General features: G+C 47.2%; 21 protein-coding genes. 1 reads left to right on the top strand and 20 read right to left on the bottom strand.

Annotated features, from left to right (window positions below; translation table 11 throughout):
• Positions 1–2: 2 nt before the first annotated feature.
• The 11 genes from AC3WTP_RS02700 to AC3WTP_RS02650 are packed head-to-tail and all read right to left on the bottom strand — an operon-like array spanning position 3 to position 8,696.
• Positions 3–827 carry a DUF5050 domain-containing protein gene (locus AC3WTP_RS02700; protein ID WP_492393048.1) on the bottom strand — a complete coding sequence of 275 codons (825 nt, stop codon included), beginning with the start codon at positions 825–827 and terminating at the stop codon, positions 3–5.
• 15 nt (positions 828–842) lie between these two features.
• The gene (locus AC3WTP_RS02695) at positions 843–1,064 is read right to left on the bottom strand and encodes an EsaB/YukD family protein (protein ID WP_492393324.1); all 222 of its coding nucleotides are present in this window, start codon (positions 1,062–1,064) and stop codon (positions 843–845) included.
• Positions 1,065–1,091: 27 nt separating this feature from the next.
• Positions 1,092–1,589 (bottom strand): hypothetical protein, encoded by a 498-nt coding sequence (locus AC3WTP_RS02690; RefSeq protein WP_492393047.1) that lies wholly within the window; start codon positions 1,587–1,589, stop codon positions 1,092–1,094.
• Positions 1,590–1,603: 14 nt separating this feature from the next.
• On the bottom strand, positions 1,604–2,083 hold the full coding sequence (locus AC3WTP_RS02685) for a hypothetical protein (protein ID WP_492393046.1): 480 nt from the start codon (positions 2,081–2,083) through the stop codon (positions 1,604–1,606).
• Positions 2,084–2,102: 19 nt separating this feature from the next.
• Positions 2,103–2,297, bottom strand: a complete 195-nt coding sequence (locus AC3WTP_RS02680; RefSeq protein WP_492393045.1) for a hypothetical protein — start codon at positions 2,295–2,297, stop codon at positions 2,103–2,105.
• 18 nt (positions 2,298–2,315) lie between these two features.
• A complete protein-coding gene (locus AC3WTP_RS02675) occupies positions 2,316–3,197 on the bottom strand; it encodes a hypothetical protein (RefSeq protein ID WP_492393044.1) in 882 nt (293 codons plus the stop codon).
• Complete coding sequence (locus AC3WTP_RS02670) at positions 3,194–4,177, bottom strand: hypothetical protein (RefSeq protein ID WP_492393043.1); 984 nt, start codon at positions 4,175–4,177, stop codon at positions 3,194–3,196. Before AC3WTP_RS02670 ends, AC3WTP_RS02675 begins: the two co-directional genes overlap by 4 nt.
• Positions 4,155–5,624: a TadA family conjugal transfer-associated ATPase gene (locus AC3WTP_RS02665; protein WP_492393042.1), complete on the bottom strand. Its 1,470-nt coding sequence runs from the start codon at positions 5,622–5,624 to the stop codon at positions 4,155–4,157. The genes AC3WTP_RS02670 and AC3WTP_RS02665 overlap by 23 nt, the downstream gene beginning before the upstream one ends.
• Before the next feature lie 14 nt (positions 5,625–5,638).
• Positions 5,639–6,466: an AAA family ATPase gene (locus AC3WTP_RS02660; protein ID WP_492393041.1), complete on the bottom strand. Its 828-nt coding sequence runs from the start codon at positions 6,464–6,466 to the stop codon at positions 5,639–5,641.
• Positions 6,439–7,329 (bottom strand): hypothetical protein, encoded by an 891-nt coding sequence (locus tag AC3WTP_RS02655; protein ID WP_492393040.1) that lies wholly within the window; start codon positions 7,327–7,329, stop codon positions 6,439–6,441. Before AC3WTP_RS02655 ends, AC3WTP_RS02660 begins: the two co-directional genes overlap by 28 nt.
• A gap of 2 nt (positions 7,330–7,331) precedes the next feature.
• Positions 7,332–8,696, bottom strand: coding sequence for a CpaE/TadZ family protein (locus tag AC3WTP_RS02650; RefSeq protein WP_492393039.1), 1,365 nt, complete (start codon positions 8,694–8,696; stop codon positions 7,332–7,334).
• Positions 8,697–8,816: 120 nt separating this feature from the next.
• On the opposite strand from AC3WTP_RS02650, the gene AC3WTP_RS02645 reads away from it, so the two are divergent.
• Complete coding sequence (locus AC3WTP_RS02645; RefSeq protein WP_492393038.1) at positions 8,817–9,239, top strand: prepilin peptidase; 423 nt, start codon at positions 8,817–8,819, stop codon at positions 9,237–9,239.
• A gap of 784 nt (positions 9,240–10,023) precedes the next feature.
• Here the strand turns inward: AC3WTP_RS02645 and AC3WTP_RS02640 are convergent.
• From AC3WTP_RS02640 to AC3WTP_RS02600, 9 genes are all read right to left on the bottom strand, one after another.
• On the bottom strand, positions 10,024–11,676 hold the full coding sequence (locus AC3WTP_RS02640) for an FAD-binding dehydrogenase (protein WP_492393037.1): 1,653 nt from the start codon (positions 11,674–11,676) through the stop codon (positions 10,024–10,026).
• A gap of 381 nt (positions 11,677–12,057) precedes the next feature.
• Positions 12,058–13,164 (bottom strand): zinc-binding dehydrogenase, encoded by a 1,107-nt coding sequence (locus tag AC3WTP_RS02635; RefSeq protein WP_492393323.1) that lies wholly within the window; start codon positions 13,162–13,164, stop codon positions 12,058–12,060.
• Between the two features lie 73 nt (positions 13,165–13,237).
• Entirely contained in the window at positions 13,238–13,999 is a 762-nt protein-coding gene (locus AC3WTP_RS02630; RefSeq protein ID WP_492393036.1) for a DeoR/GlpR family DNA-binding transcription regulator, read from the bottom strand.
• A gap of 151 nt (positions 14,000–14,150) precedes the next feature.
• Positions 14,151–14,954: a TIM barrel protein gene (locus AC3WTP_RS02625; RefSeq protein ID WP_492393035.1), complete on the bottom strand. Its 804-nt coding sequence runs from the start codon at positions 14,952–14,954 to the stop codon at positions 14,151–14,153.
• Between the two features lie 27 nt (positions 14,955–14,981).
• On the bottom strand, positions 14,982–15,860 hold the full coding sequence (locus tag AC3WTP_RS02620; RefSeq protein WP_492393034.1) for a carbohydrate ABC transporter permease: 879 nt from the start codon (positions 15,858–15,860) through the stop codon (positions 14,982–14,984).
• A gap of 18 nt (positions 15,861–15,878) precedes the next feature.
• A complete protein-coding gene (locus AC3WTP_RS02615; RefSeq protein WP_492393033.1) occupies positions 15,879–16,778 on the bottom strand; it encodes an ABC transporter permease in 900 nt (299 codons plus the stop codon).
• Positions 16,779–16,862: 84 nt separating this feature from the next.
• A complete protein-coding gene (locus tag AC3WTP_RS02610) occupies positions 16,863–18,482 on the bottom strand; it encodes an extracellular solute-binding protein (RefSeq protein ID WP_492393032.1) in 1,620 nt (539 codons plus the stop codon).
• Between the two features lie 111 nt (positions 18,483–18,593).
• Entirely contained in the window at positions 18,594–19,670 is a 1,077-nt protein-coding gene (locus AC3WTP_RS02605; RefSeq protein WP_492393031.1) for a response regulator transcription factor, read from the bottom strand.
• A complete protein-coding gene (locus AC3WTP_RS02600) occupies positions 19,645–21,291 on the bottom strand; it encodes a cache domain-containing sensor histidine kinase (protein WP_492393030.1) in 1,647 nt (548 codons plus the stop codon). The genes AC3WTP_RS02605 and AC3WTP_RS02600 overlap by 26 nt, the downstream gene beginning before the upstream one ends.
• Between the last annotated feature and the right edge of the window lie 2 nt (positions 21,292–21,293).

Below are 21,293 nucleotides of genomic sequence, written 5' to 3'. Positions count from 1 at the left end.
AATTAACCTCTCACATAGGCAGACACAATTACAGGTTGACCGCCGTGTAATGATATTCGATTCCATTCCTTACCGCTCCAGAAGTAGATATGATCATCAACGATATGTAAGTAGTCCACAATCTCACCGCATATTCGGATCCAGGCGCTGCGCTCAATGTCCACTCGATAGAGAGTTCTTCCATTTAACTCATTCGAGCAATATAAATACTTGCCATCCGTATTCAGACCGAGCGGTAATAGCTCATCGAATGAACGGGTGCTTCTTGTGTTCAGATCCAGCAAGGTCAGCATACCGTTGTTATTCTTAGCCGAGAAAGCAACCTTCTCCCCCAGCATTACCATGTGCAGAGCGACTTGATCAGATATAAGCTCGGAACGGAAACCTTCCAGATCACCCATCCGAATTCCCATCGAGGTTGAATAATAGATGCAGTCTCCGTGAATAACGAAGCTTATAACCGATTCATCCGTCAATCTCGATGGGCGTGTGCCGTTTAACTGACACCGATACAGCTTGCGATCATCATCGTGAATGTAGTACAACCACTCCTTGTGCCTCGTCAATCCATAACAGGGCTCATCACGAAGCTTCTCCACCGTCTGCGAACTCACATGATAGCGATGCAGTGCATTCCCCCGCTGCTGATCGCTGTAATAGATATAGGGATAATCCAAGTTCATAAACCACCATATACCGTCGACACGACCGTACTCGCCTGAATCCAGGTCTAAGACCGTCGTTCCAGAGAAATGGTGTATATCAGTCAGATACAGCTTGTTTAAGGCCTTTAACACTAAGCCGCCATTAGCCGCGTTACTGTTCATGCAGCACACACCTCATTATATGAGCGTCAACAGGGCGCCATGCAGCACTCCCTCTTCCTTCAACGTCAGATTGCTGTCAAGAATTCTGCCAAGCGGTTCGGCTTGCAGCCTGCTGTCCGACTGAATAGGCAAGTTGTAAGTCTCGGACAACATAGCAAGCAAGTCGCATATTCTCACATATTCCGGAACCTTCAGTTCCGCCTGAACCCGTTCACCTGCATGAAATGTAACCAACACCCCATCCAATCGAACGCCTCCCCTCAATCAGTTCTTAACGGATAGCAATAGCTTTCGTTCTTCGATCAGCTTATAAGCGACATCTTCACCCGCATCATCAGCGATCTTCAGATACTTCGTCTTAAACTTATAATCGGACTCCGCTCTTACTGTCACTTTCGTTATGGTTCGCTCGGAACCATAATCAGTCGTCTCCTCGAAGTCTAGGGTGACGGTGAAGTCGTTATACTTGCCGTCCAACGATGAGAACGACAACATATGTCCATCTCGCTTCTTCCGTGTTAGCTGCATCGCATCTTCAAACGATTCCGAGAATAATTCCACGAACCGATCTTCATCAACCTCAGCGTCAAGCTGCCTCTGTGATTCATAGACCAGGCTTCTATTCTTAGCAGCCTGCGCGGCATTCGATAAGGCTGTGCCGAGTACAATTCGCTCTCGATATACGTTCAGGAATTCAACCAGCGGTTCGATGAAGACGGATAGCAGGATTACCATTAATAGTCCTATTGCGATATTCCTCATGATCCCAGCCCTGCTTAATCAAAGTAATATTCGAGATCCTTATAATGCTTCAGTCCTGTCGCCGTCAGTGAGAAGGATACAGGTATGACTTGCTCATATTTCTTTCCCCATAATGAAATGGACAGGGGATATTCCGCTTTTATCTCGATCTTGATCGGTTCACCACGTTGTCTGTAGGGTTTGTCTTGCTCGGAAGCGGATTCGTAGGTAGTTTCATCATCATTGCCAATAGCCTTGAAGTCGCTCGAGTTGAGCGCGGTAATGACGATCTTATCTGCGCGATCTCTGAATATCGGCCGTTCTCGCAAGGATTCGAGGGCATCGTCATAGTAGGTTTGCTTGATGTAGTTATCGCCGGCTGCGACCTGTGAGAGGTTGAATGTTTCTAAGATTAAAGTTGAATACCACGAGAAAAAGAAGATAAAGTTGGTGAAGAGCATTAAACATATGGATACTAAGATCACGATCAGGATCGACTTCGCCATTCCACGCATTTACGTCACCGCCAGCTGATCACTCAAAAAATTTCTCGATCTGGTCAATAAACATAGTCCATACTGTAGTTATCCATCCATCAAGATTTGCTTGAATGATCGAAATGGTGGCACCGATTAAGACGATAACTGCAATTGTAATGGCAATTCCCTTAACCCCGAATTCACCTTTCTCCTCTTTCCAAAATGATTGCTGCTTATTGATGTTGTCCATACGCGCTTCCTCCTCGACTTATTGGAACATCTTTAAAGATTCCATGATAGTAAATAAATAATAGATAGCTATGTAAACAACGAGCACCAAGATGAGTACGAACTGCACTCGTGCATTACTGCGTTCGCGCCGCTTCAAGTCATCTTCCAGCGCATGAATTCGGAATTGATCCACTTCATTCTTGAGATAGGCCATCTGCGATACATTATCATAGCCCTTCAGCCTCGTCTCCATAATGTCGCAGAACTTAATAATATAATGAAGCGGCACCCGCTTCTTGAACTGCTTCAGCGCATATTCCTCGCCGTACTCGATGTTATCCAGCATGACTCCGAGCTCTTCCTGCATGGCGTCATTCGCATTAGGCAGATAGTCCTTAATCACATCAGCAAAGTATATATTTACTGACTTAGAGTACTGGTAATAGACCATGCTGTAGAAGGAAGGAAAGTCTAATGCGATACTTTTATTCCTCTTCTCGATCTTCTCTTCCATCGTAGTCACTGGATACAGCCATCCGATAATGATCAATATTCCAGATACACACCCCAACAGTCTGTTCGCGCTAAACATGAATAGGGTAATCAAGATCGTAACCGCCGTGTACAGCAATTGGTTAAGCCGAACCTCTTCCGGCGTAATCGAGAGATCCAGTCTGTCGATCATCTTCTGGAATCTGAGCCGTTCTGCACTGCTTAGATAAAATTTCACATAGTTCTTCGCAAAGTTGACCTTCCACCGATTCAATTGATCATGAAACGCCGCATTCTTTCTCTCCTTCACATAACGGCGCGTACGATTCTTCTGCCTCTTATTGATCGGTCTGATCACGGGGTACAGAAATACTTTCACCAAGTAGATGATAGATAGCAGCGCGCAAAGCTTGGCGATCATGATCATTTCGCGCCACTTCCTGGACCTAGATTCCCTTGCAACGCCTGTGTACGAGCAAAGCTTAAGCAGATGATGCTCAAGATAATCGTGTTAATCGTCTTCCCGATATCACTGTTGAGCATGAACTGTTGGAATTCAGGCACTGACAGCGCGTATAGGAAGAATAAGAGGATCATCGCTGTCTTCAACAGAAAGTCTCGGTTCATTTTACGGAAAATACGGTCTTTCCGAGCATTGATCGCACGCAGTACGGCATTCTCATCGACGATATCCAGAAATATATCCGCCATCCCTTTACGCTCATTGTATTCAAAAATGATAGCTTTCTTCGTAAAATTATCAAACTTCGGTCCGAGCTGTCGGTTCAACAATAGAATAGCCTGCCTAAAGGAGTAGCCGTTGTTCTCGCAGTTGTCGATGAACTGTTGAAAGTAAGGACGTATACTCGGCTGAATATATTCATCACTCTCCATCACCTTCTTGATTGCGACGAGCACGCCTTCACGCGCTAATGGGCAGATAATATCCTCGGCATCCATGATATGCTCAAGCTTCTCCGCCTTAATCGCCTTCGATTGCATCACGAAGTAGGTCAGCAGTCCGATGAAGAAGGAGATCGTAAGCAAGACAGACAACGTAATATTTTGCATAAATAAGATCATCACCAGCGCGAGTATCGCAAAGCAGATGGAGAGAAGGGAATTGAAGCTTTCTAGCGTTAGCGGCATATTGAAATCCAGTATCAACCCCTCTACCAAACGATTGTACTTGGCGAATATGTTCTCTTTCTGCTTCACAATCCGTTCTTTCTTCACGCGTTCGATGTATCGCTTCGTGTTGTATTTGCCCAGATGCTCAGCGAGTGTATTCAGCATATCCAGAAAGAAGCCCGCCGTCCCCTTAAAAAACTGCACTTGAAACATCGTGTTCACGAGAATAAATGCCGCCACACCCATCAACAGGCTAATGATTAAGGCTGTGTTCATCTAATGCGTACCCCTCAATCTCATCATCTTCAGGATCCGTTGTCAGAAATGCAAACCGGCTCTTCTTAATCCCCGCCTTCAGCATCGACTGCTGCAGCTTCTCTGACAGCTTGCCGACACGCTTGTGCCTTCCGATAATCCGCAGCACTTTGTGTGTCTCTTCCTCTTCGAGAACATCATCGCAGATGAACTTGTAGATCGGATTCACGATCGGATTCAAGCCCTCTGAGCCGAGCACCTCAGAGATCGAGGTCACCTTTCGGGTGCCATCTGCCAGCTTCTCCTGGAAGATAACGAACTTCACCGCGCTGCATATGTTGCGCAGCGCCAGCTCCGCAGGCTCATTGGATGCCATCAGATATGCGGTTAAGAACCGATAGATCGCTTCCGTATCCCCCTCCGCGTGGAGCGTTGTAAAGAAGAAATGTCCTGTCTGCGCTGCTCGAAGCGCTGTTGCGAATTCGCCAGGAGTCCGCAATTCACCTGGTCCGATCCAGTGCGGCGATTGTCTCATCGCATTAATGAGGAGATTCTCCATCGTAGCGGGACTTGAATCATCTTCCTCTGGGACCGATTCATACTGAAGCACATCATTGATCACTCTTCCATACTCGCTGCCGCCCTCTCGCTGCAGCAGCCGCATCTCCGAAGGATTCTCAATCGTTATAATCCGGGATAACGGGTTAATCTCTTTGACGAGCACTTCATTCAGCGTCGTCTTGCCGCTTCCAGTGGGTCCAACTGTTATCCAGGACATATCCGACTTCGGAATTAAGGACAGCAGCCTGAACATGTTAACAGAGAAGGAATGATTCTGAATCATCGTCTCATAGGTGATCTTCTTCTTGCTGAACTTCCGAATGACGAAGGCCGGAAGATCATACGGCGATATCTCTGCATGCGTCGCGTTTACGCGAAAGCCCTCTATCGTTCTGGCATTTACCATCGGGATCTTAGGGGTCAACCGCATCTTCGAGACGCCGATAAGCTTGGAAACGATTCGTTCCATATGCTCGCGATCGCTGAAGTGCTGATCCCAGATCAGCGTCCTTCCGCCGCTCTCTACGAAGATCTGATCCGGTCCATTCGCTCTGATCTCATCGATCGTCGGATCTTCCATCGCTTTCGTGATCGGGCCGTAATGCGTAATCTCGTCAATGAGCGCCTGCTTCAAGGCCGCAAGCTCGAAATAACCCTCAACGCTGGGCCGCTGAGAATCGACGAATTCGTTAATGTACGATCTCGTCATCTCGCGTTTTCTAGCTGCATCGTTTTCCCGTCGGAATGTATGTGTGGCGATCTTGGTTATGTATTTCTGACATAACTCAAGCACTTCATCGAAGCTGATCGTTGTATATTTATGCTTGAGCTCCGCCATATCATCCTTGGTGTTTATCTGATGGGATACTTTCTGCTGCATTTCACTGATCTTGCCGCGTGTTAGCATGTGTAGCTCCCCCTTTACTGGTTGGCAAGAAGATCTGCTAGTCTCCGAATTTCCTTGCGGAAATGTTTATTGATCAGTGAAGTGTCTTTCATATATAGACTTCCATCCATAGGGCTGGCGTTGGCTGCTTTCACAAGCGGCAGCGCAGCGACGATATGGAATCCAAGATCCTTAAGAGCTTCGTAATCGTAATCGATATTTTGCAGATTCATCATGATGACACTTTTGAACTTGGATGTGCTGATCCCGACGGACGCAGCGAAATCAAGCAGCTTCGTCATGTTAATCGACGCTTCAATTCGCTCAGACGCCGTTAAGAAGCCGATGTGGCAATACTTCATCGCCCCCAGGCAGAATTCGAGCGGCGGGATGTTTGGAATATCGATCAAGATGATGTCGAACATATTTTTCACGGATGTAATAACCCGCTCCAGCTGTTCAAATTCAAAGTCCAGATACTCCTCGATCAGATCATGAGGACTTGGCGACAACAGAAATAATCGCTCATACTTGGTCTGCAGTATCTCTTCTCTATAGTCAACCTTGTCGCTCTTCAGCAGCTTAAGCAGGCCATTGCCGCGTTTATTAGGCTTCGTATCCAGAAATTGATACAGGTTAGGATAGAACACCTTAAGATCTATAACACATGTATTGAGCCCTTTCTGAGCCAAGATATAGCTAATATTCGATATAAGCAGGGCGTTATCCGCAAAGTCGCTTGCAGGCAAGAAGCCGACTACACTGTATATGAGCTGGCTATCCTGAAGCTCCGCGCCGATCAATTCCTTAGCAGATATTTTCTGTAATACGCTATCTAACGTGAGTTCTGCTTCTCTAGCCATGATTCCACCTCTTTTTGCAATGTAGGAAGCTGATCCACGATAATCTCACTGTTCTGTCTGCTCAGAATCGTTATTAGAATTGAGCTGTTTTCCAGATTAGCATAGCGAGCATAGGTATTAATCTGCTCTTTGGAACCCTCCAGCAGCAGGGCTCGCGGTTGAATACTTTTCAGAAAGTCCTCACTCTTCATCACTTCTTGTCGCTTATCTTCACTGAGCTTCAGCACTTCTTTATACACTTCGTATATCGAATGGCTGTTGGCGTTCAGCATATCTTTCACGACGATGCTATCGAACAGAATATCCGTCTTGGTGGATGTGCCCTTCGAAGACTGGAATGGCGCATTAGGATTGCCGGTTGAAGCGGATGACACCGTTTCCACTTCGTACGTAACGCGAATGCGGATTCGATCGCCTGGAGTCAGAATGTCTCCTCCCGCTTCCAAGTAGTTGTATGGAAGTGTCAGCAGCTCCTGTTCTTCCTCCAGTTGGTACAGCCACTCATTTTTCAGAGGACGTTCTTCAGATAATTGGTCGCGGTGTAGTATACTGCCATCTCTTAAGTAATACTTCGTATATTGATTAATCACGTCCGGCAGATCATCAGCAAGCAGCATGTCCTCGGTATATTCCTTCTTGATAAGTGAATACGTCTCCACTTCTTTCTCCGTAAGAACCGCATAAGCGGATATTCCGCCGTCTTGATTAACGCGAAGTACCTTAATCGTATCCTTGGCATCCTTATTGGCATTCGTAATGACATAGAAAGACACGACAATAACGACTAGACTGAATAGAACAGCCATCGTCTTCTTGAACATATTTCGATTCGGCGATACACTCTTAATCTTGCTTAAATCCACGATTACTTAACTCCCTCCATCAATCTCAGCAGTATATTCCCATAGGCGCTTTCGTAATCGGCATTCGCATTCACGACAGGCACATCCAGCTCGATCTGGGAATCAAAATCATTGCTGTACGGCACACTCCCAGCAACACTCATCTCATATGTAAAGCAGTCGCTTAAACCTGATGTCATGACCTCGCTAACTTTATCCGGAGTTAAGATCTCTTTCTGGAATCTGGACCTATCATTATATCTCGTAACGATCAATTTAGACTTCGCATTCAGGTAGGATGCACCCTCCTGATCAAGGACAACCTCCACATTGCGCAGCGTACTCAGAATAGAGTGCAGATTATTCGAGACACAGAGGCCAAACATGTCCATATGAATCATGGTCTCTCTGAAAGTTCTGAATAGATCCAACGGCATATCCAAGATCACCAGATTGAACTTCGTTCTTAATACGGACAGCAGACCGATTAATTTATTGTTGTTATAGAACTGCTCCATCAATCTCTTGTCGTGAAAGCCATAACCAAGCGATATTAGCCACAGATTGTCACTAATATTAAATGCTGTAGTCATGTAGTCCTGAGGCCGCGCCAGCGAGCGAATCAAGGAGGCGCTCAACTCTTCATGGCGCTGAGATTGCTCATGAAATCGGCTAAAATACATATTTGTGCTTCTATATTCAACATCCATGTCCACAATTACCGCACTGAGACCTCGCTTGCCCGCTTCACAGGCAATGTTTATGGCTGTGCTTGTAAGCCCGCTGCCTCGATGACCGGTGATCGCAACGATTCTGCTGATTCCGCGGCTAATATTCTCAATATCTTTAGTCAATCGGTCTGTAGCAGCCACAACGCTCTCAGCCTTAGGTTTGGACTTGAAACGATCTAAGAAGGATCTTCGTTTCTCCGTCTCCACATGAGAACTTCGATTGTCGGGCTTATGCTTATGTACTTGCTGAACAGGATGTTTGCTGTCTAATAGCAATTCAAACGCTTGCATATATTGCAGTCTTGAGATTCGTAGTAAGTCACTAGTTACGATGCTGAGGTTATCATATCGGCTGGAAAGGCTGTTCAGCTCTCTTCTAATCGATTCGAATCTAGTGAGAACGACAACCTGAGCTTTCGGCTTATTGCTATTGGTAATCCACTCCAGCAGGAGCAGCATCTCTTCCTTATCGCGCCCAGACTGCTGGGATAAGGCTTCATCCGTTATAAATACGGCTTCAATAACCGGATTCACTTCCGTCAGAAAATGGTGCACTTCACATAGGGAAAGCGAACGTTTATTAACGATATCGATCTTCTTGATGAGGTTCTCAATCAATAAAGGATGGATTCCACTGGAAATTAAAAGAGTCTTCATATTCTCACCCGCAGCACGGTTATGGATTGCTAATAAACGAAGAGTACATATTGACACATCTGAAATTAGCGTGAGATGATATTTTCTATTAATCCCAATATTATGAAGGTGGAGTTAGTAGTGGGGATATGGATATGGCTCATTATGGGTTCGTCCTTAGTGCTATGCAGTATATACGATATGAAGGGACGAATTATTCCTAACAATCTGGTTGCGATAGTCGCTGTCACTGGGTTGATGAACAGCATAATCTCCGGCAGCATATGGAATGCTTTGATTGGAGCCCTGCTTCCATCAGCTCTGCTGCTTCTGATTAAGATGAAGTTTAATGGGATCGGAGCAGGAGATATTAAGCTTCTATCAGCGACTGGTTTATGGCTGGGATGGCTGTTGAACATCTATGCGTTCTTGTTTGCTTGCATCGCCGCATTCGGCTATATATTATTGCGAAGGTATGGGCTCCGTGACAAGATAAGCTCAGTTCCATTCGCGCCATTTGTTACACTCGGAATATTGTCATTATATGTAATAGACATATTTTAATTGTATAATTATCTAATTTTACCTATAAATACTTTTACTATATTGCTTTCCTTAATACAACATGTAATTTGATCTATTCATCAAAATGAGCAATATGAACTAGGGGACCGTTGTGCTAGTAATCCGATCGTCACATATCTTGTACGCTTCCGATCTCGTATAACCGCACAGCTGCTGTTATTTCGGTTAAAAAGGGACTGTTTGCTTACTCTGTTCTGCATAATCAGCCCTTTATCCCAGAATGGAATATGGCGGTTATTGTCATAACCTGGAATTGAATAGTGCTGTGGATGGACAAAATGATCTATTAATACTAGAGGTAGTCTGGCAGAATGAGACGTCATATAAGAGCTTAAAGGGGCTGTCCCAAAAGTGGATTTTTTCTACCTAAGGGGCCGGGATTGGACACAGGAGCCGCTATTTGCAGCAAACACCACTAATTCGCCATACTAGCGGACCGTAGAGCCGTTATTTGACCCGAATAAGCCGTTTAGTGCTGGTTTTGAAGCAAATAGCGTCATCTGTGTCCGCAAGCCCTCAAAAAATACCCCGAAATCATGAAATAGCGGCCCCTGTGTCCGTTCAAGCGCGGGTCACATGGCCTTGCTGTCACCATATGTGCTATCGGACAAAAAACAGCTGATCCAGTTCACAGTCTCATCGACTAGGTAAGCGATTTCTTATTGGTGTAGAATCAAAGAAGGGTTGACCCAAAAGACATGAGAAAAATGACTTTTAGGACAACCCCCACGAGAAGTTGTATATCGCACTAAACACTGCATCCCTATAGTTCCGAGGCGATCGCACGTCCGGCAACGCGTCCTGTAAAGAGGCAGCCGCCAACAAATGTACCCTCAAGCGCGCGATACCCATGCACGCCGCCTCCGCCGAACCCCGAAACCTCGCCAGCCGCATAGAGACCGGGGACAGGATCGCCTGACGAATTCAGCACCCGGCCTGATAGATCCGTCTGCAATCCGCCTAATGTTTTGCGGCTGACGATATGCAATCGTACGGCGATCAATGGCCCATTCTTAGGGTCAAGCATCTTATGCGGCGCGGCAACACGAATGAATTTGTCGCCGATATAATTTCTTGCGCCGCGCATAGCCGTAATCTGCAAATCTTTCGTAAATTTATTATCGATCTCTCGATCTCGCGCCTTAATCTGCCGCTCGATATCCGCGAAGTTCAGCAGGTTGTCACCCGCTAACTTGTTCATGCCAGCGACAAGGTCCTCTAACCGGTTCGCAATGATGAAGTCCTCGCCTTTATCCATAAATGCTTGAACAGGACCAGGAGCCCCAGGCAAAGCCCGGTTCAGCACTTTCCGAATGCTCTTGCCTGTAAGGTCAGGGTTCTGCTCTGAACCCGAAAGTGCAAATTCCTTCTCCACGATCTTCTGCGTTAATATAAACCACGAATAGTCGTATCCCGTCTTCTGTATCGCCTCAAGTGTACCTAACGTATCGAAGCCAGGGAAGTTAGGCGCAGGGAACCGCTGCCCCCTCGCATCCAGCCACAACGATGAGGGACCCGGCAGTATTCGAATCCCGTGATTGGTCCATACGGAATTCCAATTCTTGATTCCCTCGGTGTAGTGCCACATGCGATCTCGGTTCACGATTCGTCCGCCTGCTTCTTCCGTGATCGCGAGCATCCGTCCATCTACATGCGCAGGCACGCCCGATATCATATGCTTCGGGGGCTGCCCAAGTCTGCTCGGCCAGTTCTGGCGGACAAGCTCATGATCAGCTCCTATCCCGCCGCTTGACACTAATACGGCTTGGCCGCAGTACTCAAAGCTTCCTATGACCTCTCTATTACTGTCTTCTCCACGCTGCGCATCGCTCGGCGCAAGAACAGAACCGCTTACACCGACAACCGCGCCGCTGCTGCTCACCAACTGATCCACTCGGTGGCGAGGTCGGTAATCGACCCGCCCGTTATTCATATGCTCTCGAACTCTTCGTTCGAAGGGTGCTACAATAGCAGGCCCTGTACCCCATACGATATGGAATCGAGGCACAGAGTTCCCGTGACCTTCAGCCAGATAGCCGCCTCTTTCTGCCCAACCGACTACGGGGAAGAAGCGAACTCCCATCGCATGCAGCCATGCTCGTTTCTCTCCTGAAGCAAAGTCCACGTACGCCTCAGCCCATTGTCGTCCCCAATAATCTTCGTCATCTTCCCGATCATAACCAGCCGCTCCAAGCCAATCCTGCCAAGCTAATTCTCTCGAATCCTTAATCCCCAGCCTGCGCTGCTCCGGTGAATCGACGAGAAACAAGCCGCCGAACGACCACCATGCCTGCCCGCCTAAGGAGGCTTCCGGCTCTTGGTCTAACAGCAATACTTTCTTCCCCGCATCTGCAATCTCCGCTGTTGCTACCAAGCCGGCAAGTCCCGCTCCGACAACAATTGCATCATAACTCATTGCATATCCCCCGTTTCATCACAAAGTATTGCTTCGATCGCATCATTCTTGCGAATTGGTATGACTTCATCTATTCGAATCACGCTGATACCTGAGGACATCGTAGGCTTATATAAAATAGTATATATTTCCAATCTGAAGAGGGTCAACATCAAAAGTCGAGAGCTGTGACTATCATAATGAAAGAAGGGGCCGAATAAATCGGCCCCTTCTTCACATCTGGATTGCAATTTGCATTATTCAATCACGGCAAGCTGAATCTCGCTCGGCACTTTCGATTCCTATGCTATTGCCATCGAACTCGTCATATCCAGATCAACCGATACAGGATTACCCATCGAGTCAATTCTATGTTACAATTCCTCTGAGACTTTCACTGTGTCACCAGTGAAAGTCGAGAATGGTTTTATGCCAGCTTTTGTGAGCCAGAGCAGATTCCATTGCGCCAGCGAAGTCATCTGCCTGGCTCACCACAGTATACGTATCCGGAAGCAAACGTCTCAATGTTGCTTGACACTCCTGCTCCGCCATCACCTTCAACACTTCTCTGAAATCTCGATCTGAGCTGCGGCTGCTGCCATAGATCGTGATCCCCTTCTCCAGCACATCCCGTGTATTAATAGGAACACGTTCCTCACTAACTCCCATCACGATCAAGTGCCCGCCCGGCTTCATCAGATCAATCCCTTGATTAATCGCGCTCTCGCTGAATTGGCCGCCTGTACACTCAACAACGATATCTGCCGTGCCTCCAGAGGAGAAATCATAGCTCTGCACCATCTCGGTGTCAGCAAACGTAAAGTAATCCAGCTTTGCCCGATCTGCTCCGAATACGGTCAGTCGTTCGCGATCTACTCCGTATGCATGATGAAGCATTGCTGCGGTCAGATAACCGACCGGTCCGTCGCCAAACACCGCAATTTTTGAATTAGGCAGTAGCTCTCTCACCTTTCTCAGCGCCCGGAATGATACACTGCACAGCTCGGCTAGGACAGCAATCTCATCCGGTATTTCATCAGGGATCGCGATGACGCACCGCTCTGGAAGCACCAGTCTGTGCTGTGCGATGCCATCCATGCTGCTGCCCAGAAATCTACCGTTGCTGCAGTAATTATCGGCAATCTCGCCTCGACATGCCGGACAGCACTGCTCCGGCTCTATGTCCTGAAGCATATAGCCGGGAACATACGGTACGATCGCTGCTCTCTGTCCTTCCGTCAGCGCTGTCGAGTTGCTATTGATCACGACCCCGATGCCTTCATGCAGCAAGGCCAGCGGCAGCTTTCGAGACAGCACTTCCAGCTTCCTTAGTCCGCCATAATACCGTAAATCTGCATGGCATATGCTTGCCAGCTTCGGCTCTACGACGACAAAGCCGTTCGGTATCGTTCTTTCAATCCATTGTTCTTCAACTACGTGAGGTTGAACCAAGCGCAGCGTTCGCGAGCTTACGGTTTCTGTCGTTGTGGGACCCGCCAATGATAACACCTCCATATGGACAATATGCTTACGATGAATGGTTCACAATTGCGGTTCCTAGACGCGAACGATTCATTGCAAGTTAGACCTTAATAACGTTTATGCCCTGATCCTGAAATGGCTTCATCTCATAATCAGGCACTTCGCCTCCGGTTATCAGCGTATTGATGCTGCTGTTCAGCGCTACCTTATGCAATGACAGCTTGCCGATCTTGGAGTCGTCTGCCACGACAATGACTTCCTGCGCTGAAGCGATCATGCTCTGCTTGGCAGGGACAAGCTGAGCTTCCGGATGCATCAGGCCGTATGTCGGATGAATCGCTGGCGTTCCGATAAAAGCCTTGGACACATGCAGTGAGCGGAGTACATGCTCGGTGAACATCCCGTTCAGCATATAGCTCGAAGGATACAGCTCCCCTCCAGTTACCATCACCTTCACGCCCGGCGCATCGCGCAGCTCAGCCGCTACATTAATATCGTTCGTGATAACGGTCAGATTCGAGCGATGTACGAGATTCCTCGCGATATGCAGTGTAGTGGTACCGGAATCGATAATAATATGCTCTCCATCCTCAACCAAGCTGGCAGCCATCTTGCCTATCCGCATCTTCTGCTCCAGTTGGACATTCGTCCGTTCATTGAATGAAGGCTCTCTATTGGTGAGCCTCTCTATGATGACTCCTCCATGAGTTCGCTTAAGCAGCCCTTCCAGCTCGATCTCTGCCAGATCTCTGCGAATCGTCGCTTCATGTACAGCGAATTCCTGTGCAAGCGCTGCCACAGATGCGGATCGCTGCTGCCTGACATAATCGATAATTCTCAGTTTTCTTTCCGCGGCCAACATTGTTGATACTCCCCTTCCATGCGAAGCTAGGGATGAACTACTTATATAGCGCAGCTGCAGCTCACTTTTGCAATAAATAGTTCATCTCCGTGTATATTTGCTCATTTTGGGGATTCTAACACTTATTTCCATTAATTTCAATAATCATTATTTACACAGATTGATTGACAGTATGACTAGACAGCTCTCGCTCAACAAGATCGGCATGCTCCAGCACCTGATCAACCGGCGTATCGAACTGATATTCGAGAATGGAGCGGATAGAATGCTTCATTCCGCCTAACGCTTGCCAGATTGGCTCCCATTCAATCTTCCCTTCACCGATAGGTTGATGGAGATCGTCGATGCCATCGTTATCATGCAGATGCACCGCGCTCAACCGCTGCCCCAAGCTCTGAAGCACATTTGGCGTATTCCATCCGTTAATGAACGCATGACCGACATCGATTAACGCAGTAATCGTCGGGATCTCATCAAATAGCCGTACAAACTCTTCTTCATTAAATAAAGCCGTATCTCCGAATCCGACGTTCTCCACCGCCAGATCAATGCCTAGCCTGTAAGCTTCATCACCAAGCCGCTTCAAGTTCTCTTTCGCCCAATACTGAGATTCCCTCCGCAGGAAGAGAGGCGTTGAGTACAAGCTTGGATGCAGCACCATCTGCTCTGCACCGATATGGGCAGACCATGCTAAGCATTCTTTATAGATCTCGTATGAATAATTACGAATAACTTCAAATCGAGCAGACGCTAGATTCAGCTCCCATATCGGAGAATGCACACTTAACGGACATGGGTGCCCTTGGAATCTCTTAAACTCCGTGCTCCAATTCAAAGGCTCAAGCCAATTCGGACCGTCCATCGATATTTCCAGGCCGCCAGACCAACGCTCCAGCAGCTCCCGGCAGTCATCAATACGGTTCATATAAGGCAGCATGTTAATAAATACAGCCATGTGATCGCCTTCTTTCATGTAATGGTCTTATTCCTTCAAAGAGCCCAGCATGGCACCCTTCACAAAATACTTCTGCAAGAAAGGATATACGAGCAGAATCGGTATCGTTGTAAACAATATGGCTGCAGCCTTGATCGTTTCAGGGCTCTGCAGAATACCTGAACTGACAGCAACTGCATCTAACCCAGAGTCGGCGCTGCTGGTTACCACCATGTTCCTAAGCTTTAGCTGCAGTGGGTACAGATCCACCGAGCGGATGTATATAAGTGCTCCGAAGTAGGAGTTCCATGTCCCAACGGAGTGAAACAGTGCAATGGTAGCCAGTACCGGCATCGACAGCGGCAGCACTAAACGGGTAAACACCCCTAACTCGCCGCTGCCGTCGATCTTCATCGAATCTACTAATTCAGAAGGAATGCCCTGAAAGAATGTTTTCATAATAAACACGTTATAAGCCCCTAGGGCTCCCGGAATGATCAGCGCCCAGAGCGAGTCGATCATGCCAAGCGACTTGATTATCAGATAGCTTGGAATGAGCGGTACTGGAAAGATGAACGTAAACAAGATAAGCTTCGTGATTAATTTGCGCCCCGGCATCATGGGACGAGTAAGTGCAAAAGCCAGAGTCGAAGTCAGAATGAGGCACAGCAAAGTGCCCATTAACGTGATATACACACTGACACCCATGGATCTCCACATATCCTTCATCGCGAACAGCGACTTATACACGTCTAATTGGAATCCCTTAGGCCACAGCATGACCATCTTATTGTTCGCATAGACCGGATCGCTAAGCGAAACCGCCAACAGATGAATTATTGGAGTGATCATCGTAAAGCATAGCAGGATGAAGAAGGTCCCATTGATCCATTGAAATATCTTGTCTGAACGATGACTGACGTTCATTTCGCGAGCCTCCTCATCCTAATAGATGCTTTCCCCTGTCGTCTTGCGGCTGATCTTGTTCAGACTAACGACAAGAATGATTCCGATGACCGCCTTGAATATGCCGATTGCTGTCGTATAACTGTATTGGCCGCCCATCAAGCCGACACGGTATACATAGGTGTCGAATACTTCCCCAACTTCTCTTACTAACGGATTCAGGAAGAACAGTACCTGTTCGACGTTAGCATCCAGCAGATGCCCGATCCGCAGCAGCATGAGAACGACTATCGTCGGCATCAGTGATGGCAGTGTGATATACCAAGCCATCTTGAATCGTCCGGCGCCATCCATCATAGCTGCTTCATACAGATTAGGATTGATGCTGGTCATCGCCGCGAGATAGATGATCATCGACCAGCCGACCTCTTTCCATATCCCAAGGCTGGTAAGGATACCCATGAAATACTTCGGCTCCGTTAGGAATGATACCGCCTCTCCGCCGTAATGCGTAATGATCTGATTCAGAGGGCCGTCAATCGAGAGCAGCTCGGTAAATATGCCTCCAACGATAACCCATGACAGAAAGTGAGGTAGATATAATAAAGTCTGGGTCGTACGCATAAACCATCTGAGTCGAATCTCATTCAGCAGCAGGGCTAGCAGCAGCGGCGCAGGGAACCCGAAAACGATCGAATACAGACCAAGTCTTAGCGAGTTTTTAAATATCACCATGAATTCAGGATACTGAAACATAAACTCGAAATGCTTGAGTCCAACCCATTCGCTGTGAAGTACTCCCTTGAACATATTGTAATCCTGAAAGGCAATCACATTGCCCATGATCGGAATGTACTTAAAAATAAGAAAGAAAGCGAGACCGGGCAAGGCGATTAACAGAAGCACCCATGAGTCAACGGATTTGAATTTACGGAACAAGAAGAAAGCCTCCTTTCCTAATAGGTGACAAAGGGCCTCTAACTGTATAGTTGGAGAGGCCCTTTCATACAGCCTGAGTCAGGCTTATTTCTTGTTGGTGCTGTTATACCAATCCGTCGCTTCTTGAATCGCTGCGTCTCCTCCGCGTTGCTTCCAGTCTTGGACGAATGCTTCAAATCCCTTATCCAGATCTTCCTTGCCAACCACAAGCTTCACAAACGTATCATAGAACAGACTGCCGGATACGAAGCCAGGAGTCAGCTCTGGACGCCCTTCCAATGCTTTGAGCGGCGTCATATACATAGCATCACCATTTGGAAGCATTGTTGTTTTCGAATCTTCATATCCCTTTAAAATGACATCGCTGTCCGGCAGCACTTTAAGTGCTAGCGGATTGTTCAAGCCGTTCTCCCGCACATTCATCGAGAGCTGGAAGAATTCCTTCTCATTCAGCTCTGAGTTGTTAGGACCCTTCGGATCGAATTGCACCTCGCCATTCGTCTCCGTGTAGTTAAAGTCCTTAATTCCATAAGCGAAGAATTTATCCGCTTCTGGGCTGCTCCAAGCCCAATCCAAGAACTTGATGATCTCCTCCGGATTCTTCGTAGTTGCAGGAATCGTCCAGACATAGTAGATCTGATCGTTCGTAATCTGCAAATAGTTGTCTCCGCGTGGTCCTTTCGGAGGAACCGCCATCGTTATTTTCGCATTCGGCTGATTCGGATACTCTTGAGCGTTTACCGCTGCATATTGGTATGTCGCTGCTCCCCAAGAGGCTACCAAGCCTTTGGTGATATCCGTCCCGCTGTCGCCCTGCTTCTTGGTGATGAAATCCTTCTCGATATAACCGTTATCATAGAGCTTCTTATAGAATGCGATAGCTTCCTTCATCTCCGGTTGGATAATGTCCGGCTCCAACTTCCCGTTGTGTACATGCCATGTGCCTGGTCTCACACCGAACGATCCCGTAAGCACATCTCTCCAGCCCATAGCGTCCGTTAACGACATTACCCACTCGTTATTCGGATCTCCGTCGCCATTCACGTCCTGTACCTTTACCCCTTCGGCAAACTGCAGGAACTCATCTAGCGTCTTCGGCACTTCCATATTCAGCTGATCAAGTATATCTTGACGATAGAACAGGATTCGATCGGCCGGTGCCCCGCTAAGAACCGGTATGCCGTATATCTTCCCATCTTTGTTCACCCTAGGACTATTCCAAGCAACCTCAGGAATCTTCTTCTTCAGATTAGGACCGTACTTGTCGATCAATGGACCAAGCTCCAAGAAGATGCCTTGATCCACCGCGCCCTGATGCACATCCGAATTAATGCTATCCGTACGAACAAGGTCAGCCAGATCACCTGAAGCGAAGCGAAGTGATAGCTGCTGTCTGAAGTCCTCACCAGCTCCCAAAAACTCGTAGCTGACTTTGTAGCCTGATTCCTTGCTCAGCTCTTCATAATACTTAACCTTCTTCTCTTCTGGAGCTTTGGAAGCAAACCCTGAATTGTTATGCGATAGCAGCATTGAAATGTCCTTCTTCACTGGCGCTTCCCCAGATGCGTTCTTATTCACTTGCGCTTCCTTAGATGCGTTCTTGTTTTCTTCTGCTTTTTCAGAGGAACATGCCGTCAGCACAGTGCTTGCTAGCAGCAAGCTAACCACCGACAAAGACCATATCTTCTTCGTACTTCCCTTCACTCCAATCCCTCCGATTCAGTATCATTCCTGATTATGGATTACTGCTCGATTTCATTATAGGAAAGGAGCTCCCAACGATACATGCAATTATCAACGAAATCTTGTATATATTCACACCGATTCATAATCTTCAATATTCTCATATCTTCGATACTCTGATGGCGAGAATCCAGTATGCTTCTTGAAGGATTTGGAGAAATAAGCATAGTCCTTATAGCCGACCACTTCCCCTACTTCATAGAGCCTCGTCATGGGGTCCAGCAAACAGGCCTTCGCTTTCTCCATCCGCAGCTGGGTCAGATACTGATTAAACGACATGCCCGCTTCTTTCTTAAACAGATTGCCGAAATAGTTCGGAGACAGTTCAAAATGCTCTGCCGTATCCTTAAGAGAGAGCTCACTATCGTTGTAGTGTTGTTCGATATATTCCTGAACTCCCTTCAACAGCCGGTTGTATCCCCACCAATTTCGAGATGACCGAATGTATTCGATCAGATCGAACAAGCAATTGGCGAAGGAATCGAGGAGTTCTCCAGCGGTTGCCGCGTTCTCGGGAAGCTGTATTTTGGGCAGGGGCAGACCATTTGAATTCAACTCTGATAGAGCGCCTTCCATCACGATTAAGAAATATTCCAGTCTCTCCACCAGTTCAAGTTCTGCCTTAGAGTCATTGCTGTGGATCATGCTGCGGGTCCATTCCAGCTCTGTGTCGAGCGAAGTGTGATTCAGATGCCATAGCGCTTTAGCCGTTTGTTCAGCATGCACCTTCCAGGTCCAGATCCACTCTTTGCTCGATCGGCGCTTTAGCGATTTAGAATGGATCTTGGTGTTGATGTTGGACAGTGCGGACAGAAAATAGCTTGGATCGATCGGCTTCAGCATGAAATCGGCCACTCCGTAACGAAGTGCGCTCTGAGCATATTGAAAATCTCCATGTCCTGATATGATGAGATATTCCGGATTGAGACGATGCTCTGACAGGCAGCGTATCAGCTCAAGACCCTCGATTCCCGGCATACGGATGTCCGTAATCACGAGATCAGGCTTATGTTCGATACATTGCTGCAGCGCCTGTTCCCCGTCCTTCGCCTCACTGACTACACGGAAACCTTCCGAGTCTCGCTCGATCATCGTCCTCAGATTCATCCTAACCATACGTTCATCATCCGCAATCAGCACGGTAAACATCGTTAACCACTCCTTTCAGATAAGGCAGCTTCACTTGAATCACAGAGCCCTGTTCCCCTGAACGGGAAATCTCAAGACCATACGGGTGACCGAACGCTAAGCGCAGCCGGGTATGTACATTCCACAAGCCGATCGATGGAAATGGGTTAAAGCCTACTCTCAGCATCCGATCACTCGATATGTTCGCGAATGCCTGATTGTATTGATGCATCGTTTCCGCGGGCATCCCTCGCCCTTCGTCTCTGACATAGATCGAATAATAATCTGAATGGGCGGATCCCGTAATCGTAATCCTTCCGGGAGGCAAGCCATGCTGTTCGTAAGCATGCTGAAATGCATTTTCCACCAGTGGCTGTATGATCAAGCGGAATAGATAAACTTTATCGAGCATCTCATCTGCAACATTCATTTCATATACCAAGTCGTCAAACCGTTCCTCTTGAATCTCGAAGAAATGCTGAATATACGCAAGCTCCATGCGGAGACTGATCACCTGATCCGGATTGCTGATGCTGTAACGGAACATATTCGATAGATTCACCGTCATCTTGCTGATCGGCATAATATTGGACATGATTGCATACGAGTTGATGATTTCTAACGTGTTGTATAGGAAATGCGGATTGATCTGCGACTGCATCGCGGACACAAGCGCCTCTCTGTTTCTCAGCTCCAATTCCTTTTCACGCATTCTTGTCGTATGAATCTCCACGAGCAGCTTCTTGATCTCTCTGAACATGCGGTAGAACAAGAGGAACGCCAATGTCAATATGAGCGAGCCAATCATAAGCGTTATAAGCTGAAGCTGGAATAGGCCTCCGAGCATTTCAGATCGAGAGATTTCAGATATGATCGTGAAGCCGGTCACGGGTGACACCTGATAGAACACATTTTTCTTTCCTTCATCACTTTCCACTGTGAACTGTCCGTTAGCAGAGTTTATTTTCGCAGTCCAGCTCTCAGAGAGAGATTTCCCCCATAGCCTGCGATCTGTATGATAGATGATCTGATCCTCTTCATTCACAATCACAATTGAACTGTTCTCTCCATAAGGCTTAATGTCCGCAATCTTCAGCATCTGTTGGAGGGATAGTGACATGACGATCGTACCGGCGGGTTGGTAGGTTACATTATCAAATATCTTTCGGGACACCGTTATGATTGGGACTCCATTCCATTCAGATATCCCAAGTATCTTAAAGGTTGCATCCGACTCCATCCCAGGTGCTGCTTTCAGTTCGCCATAATAAGCGCCCTTAGCAGATATAAGATTGAAGCCGTACATATCCTTTCGTAGATTCGGTACCAGTTCGTTGGAGATGCGGCTTTTTAAAATGTACATTTCGTATGTGTTCTGAGGGTCAGCCTTGATGAATTGCTGCACGAGCGGATGCCCTGGAAGTGCTTGCGAATCGGCCTTTATACTTGTGAAATATTCATCCAACTGCGTGCTTACTCGATCGATTAGCTGCTCGTTATAGTAAATAACATTCTTTTCTATCGTTTGAGCAGACTTGGCATACCAGATCAGACAGAAGCACAGCAAAGGGGCGCAAAACAAGATGAGGAAAGATAATAGCAAGTTCTTCTTAATCGATAAGGGCTGGCCCAGTCGTTTCATCG

Source organism: Paenibacillus sp. EB106-04-04-XG159 (assembly GCF_058791835.1).
This window is presented reverse-complemented; position numbering and strand designations above follow the sequence as displayed.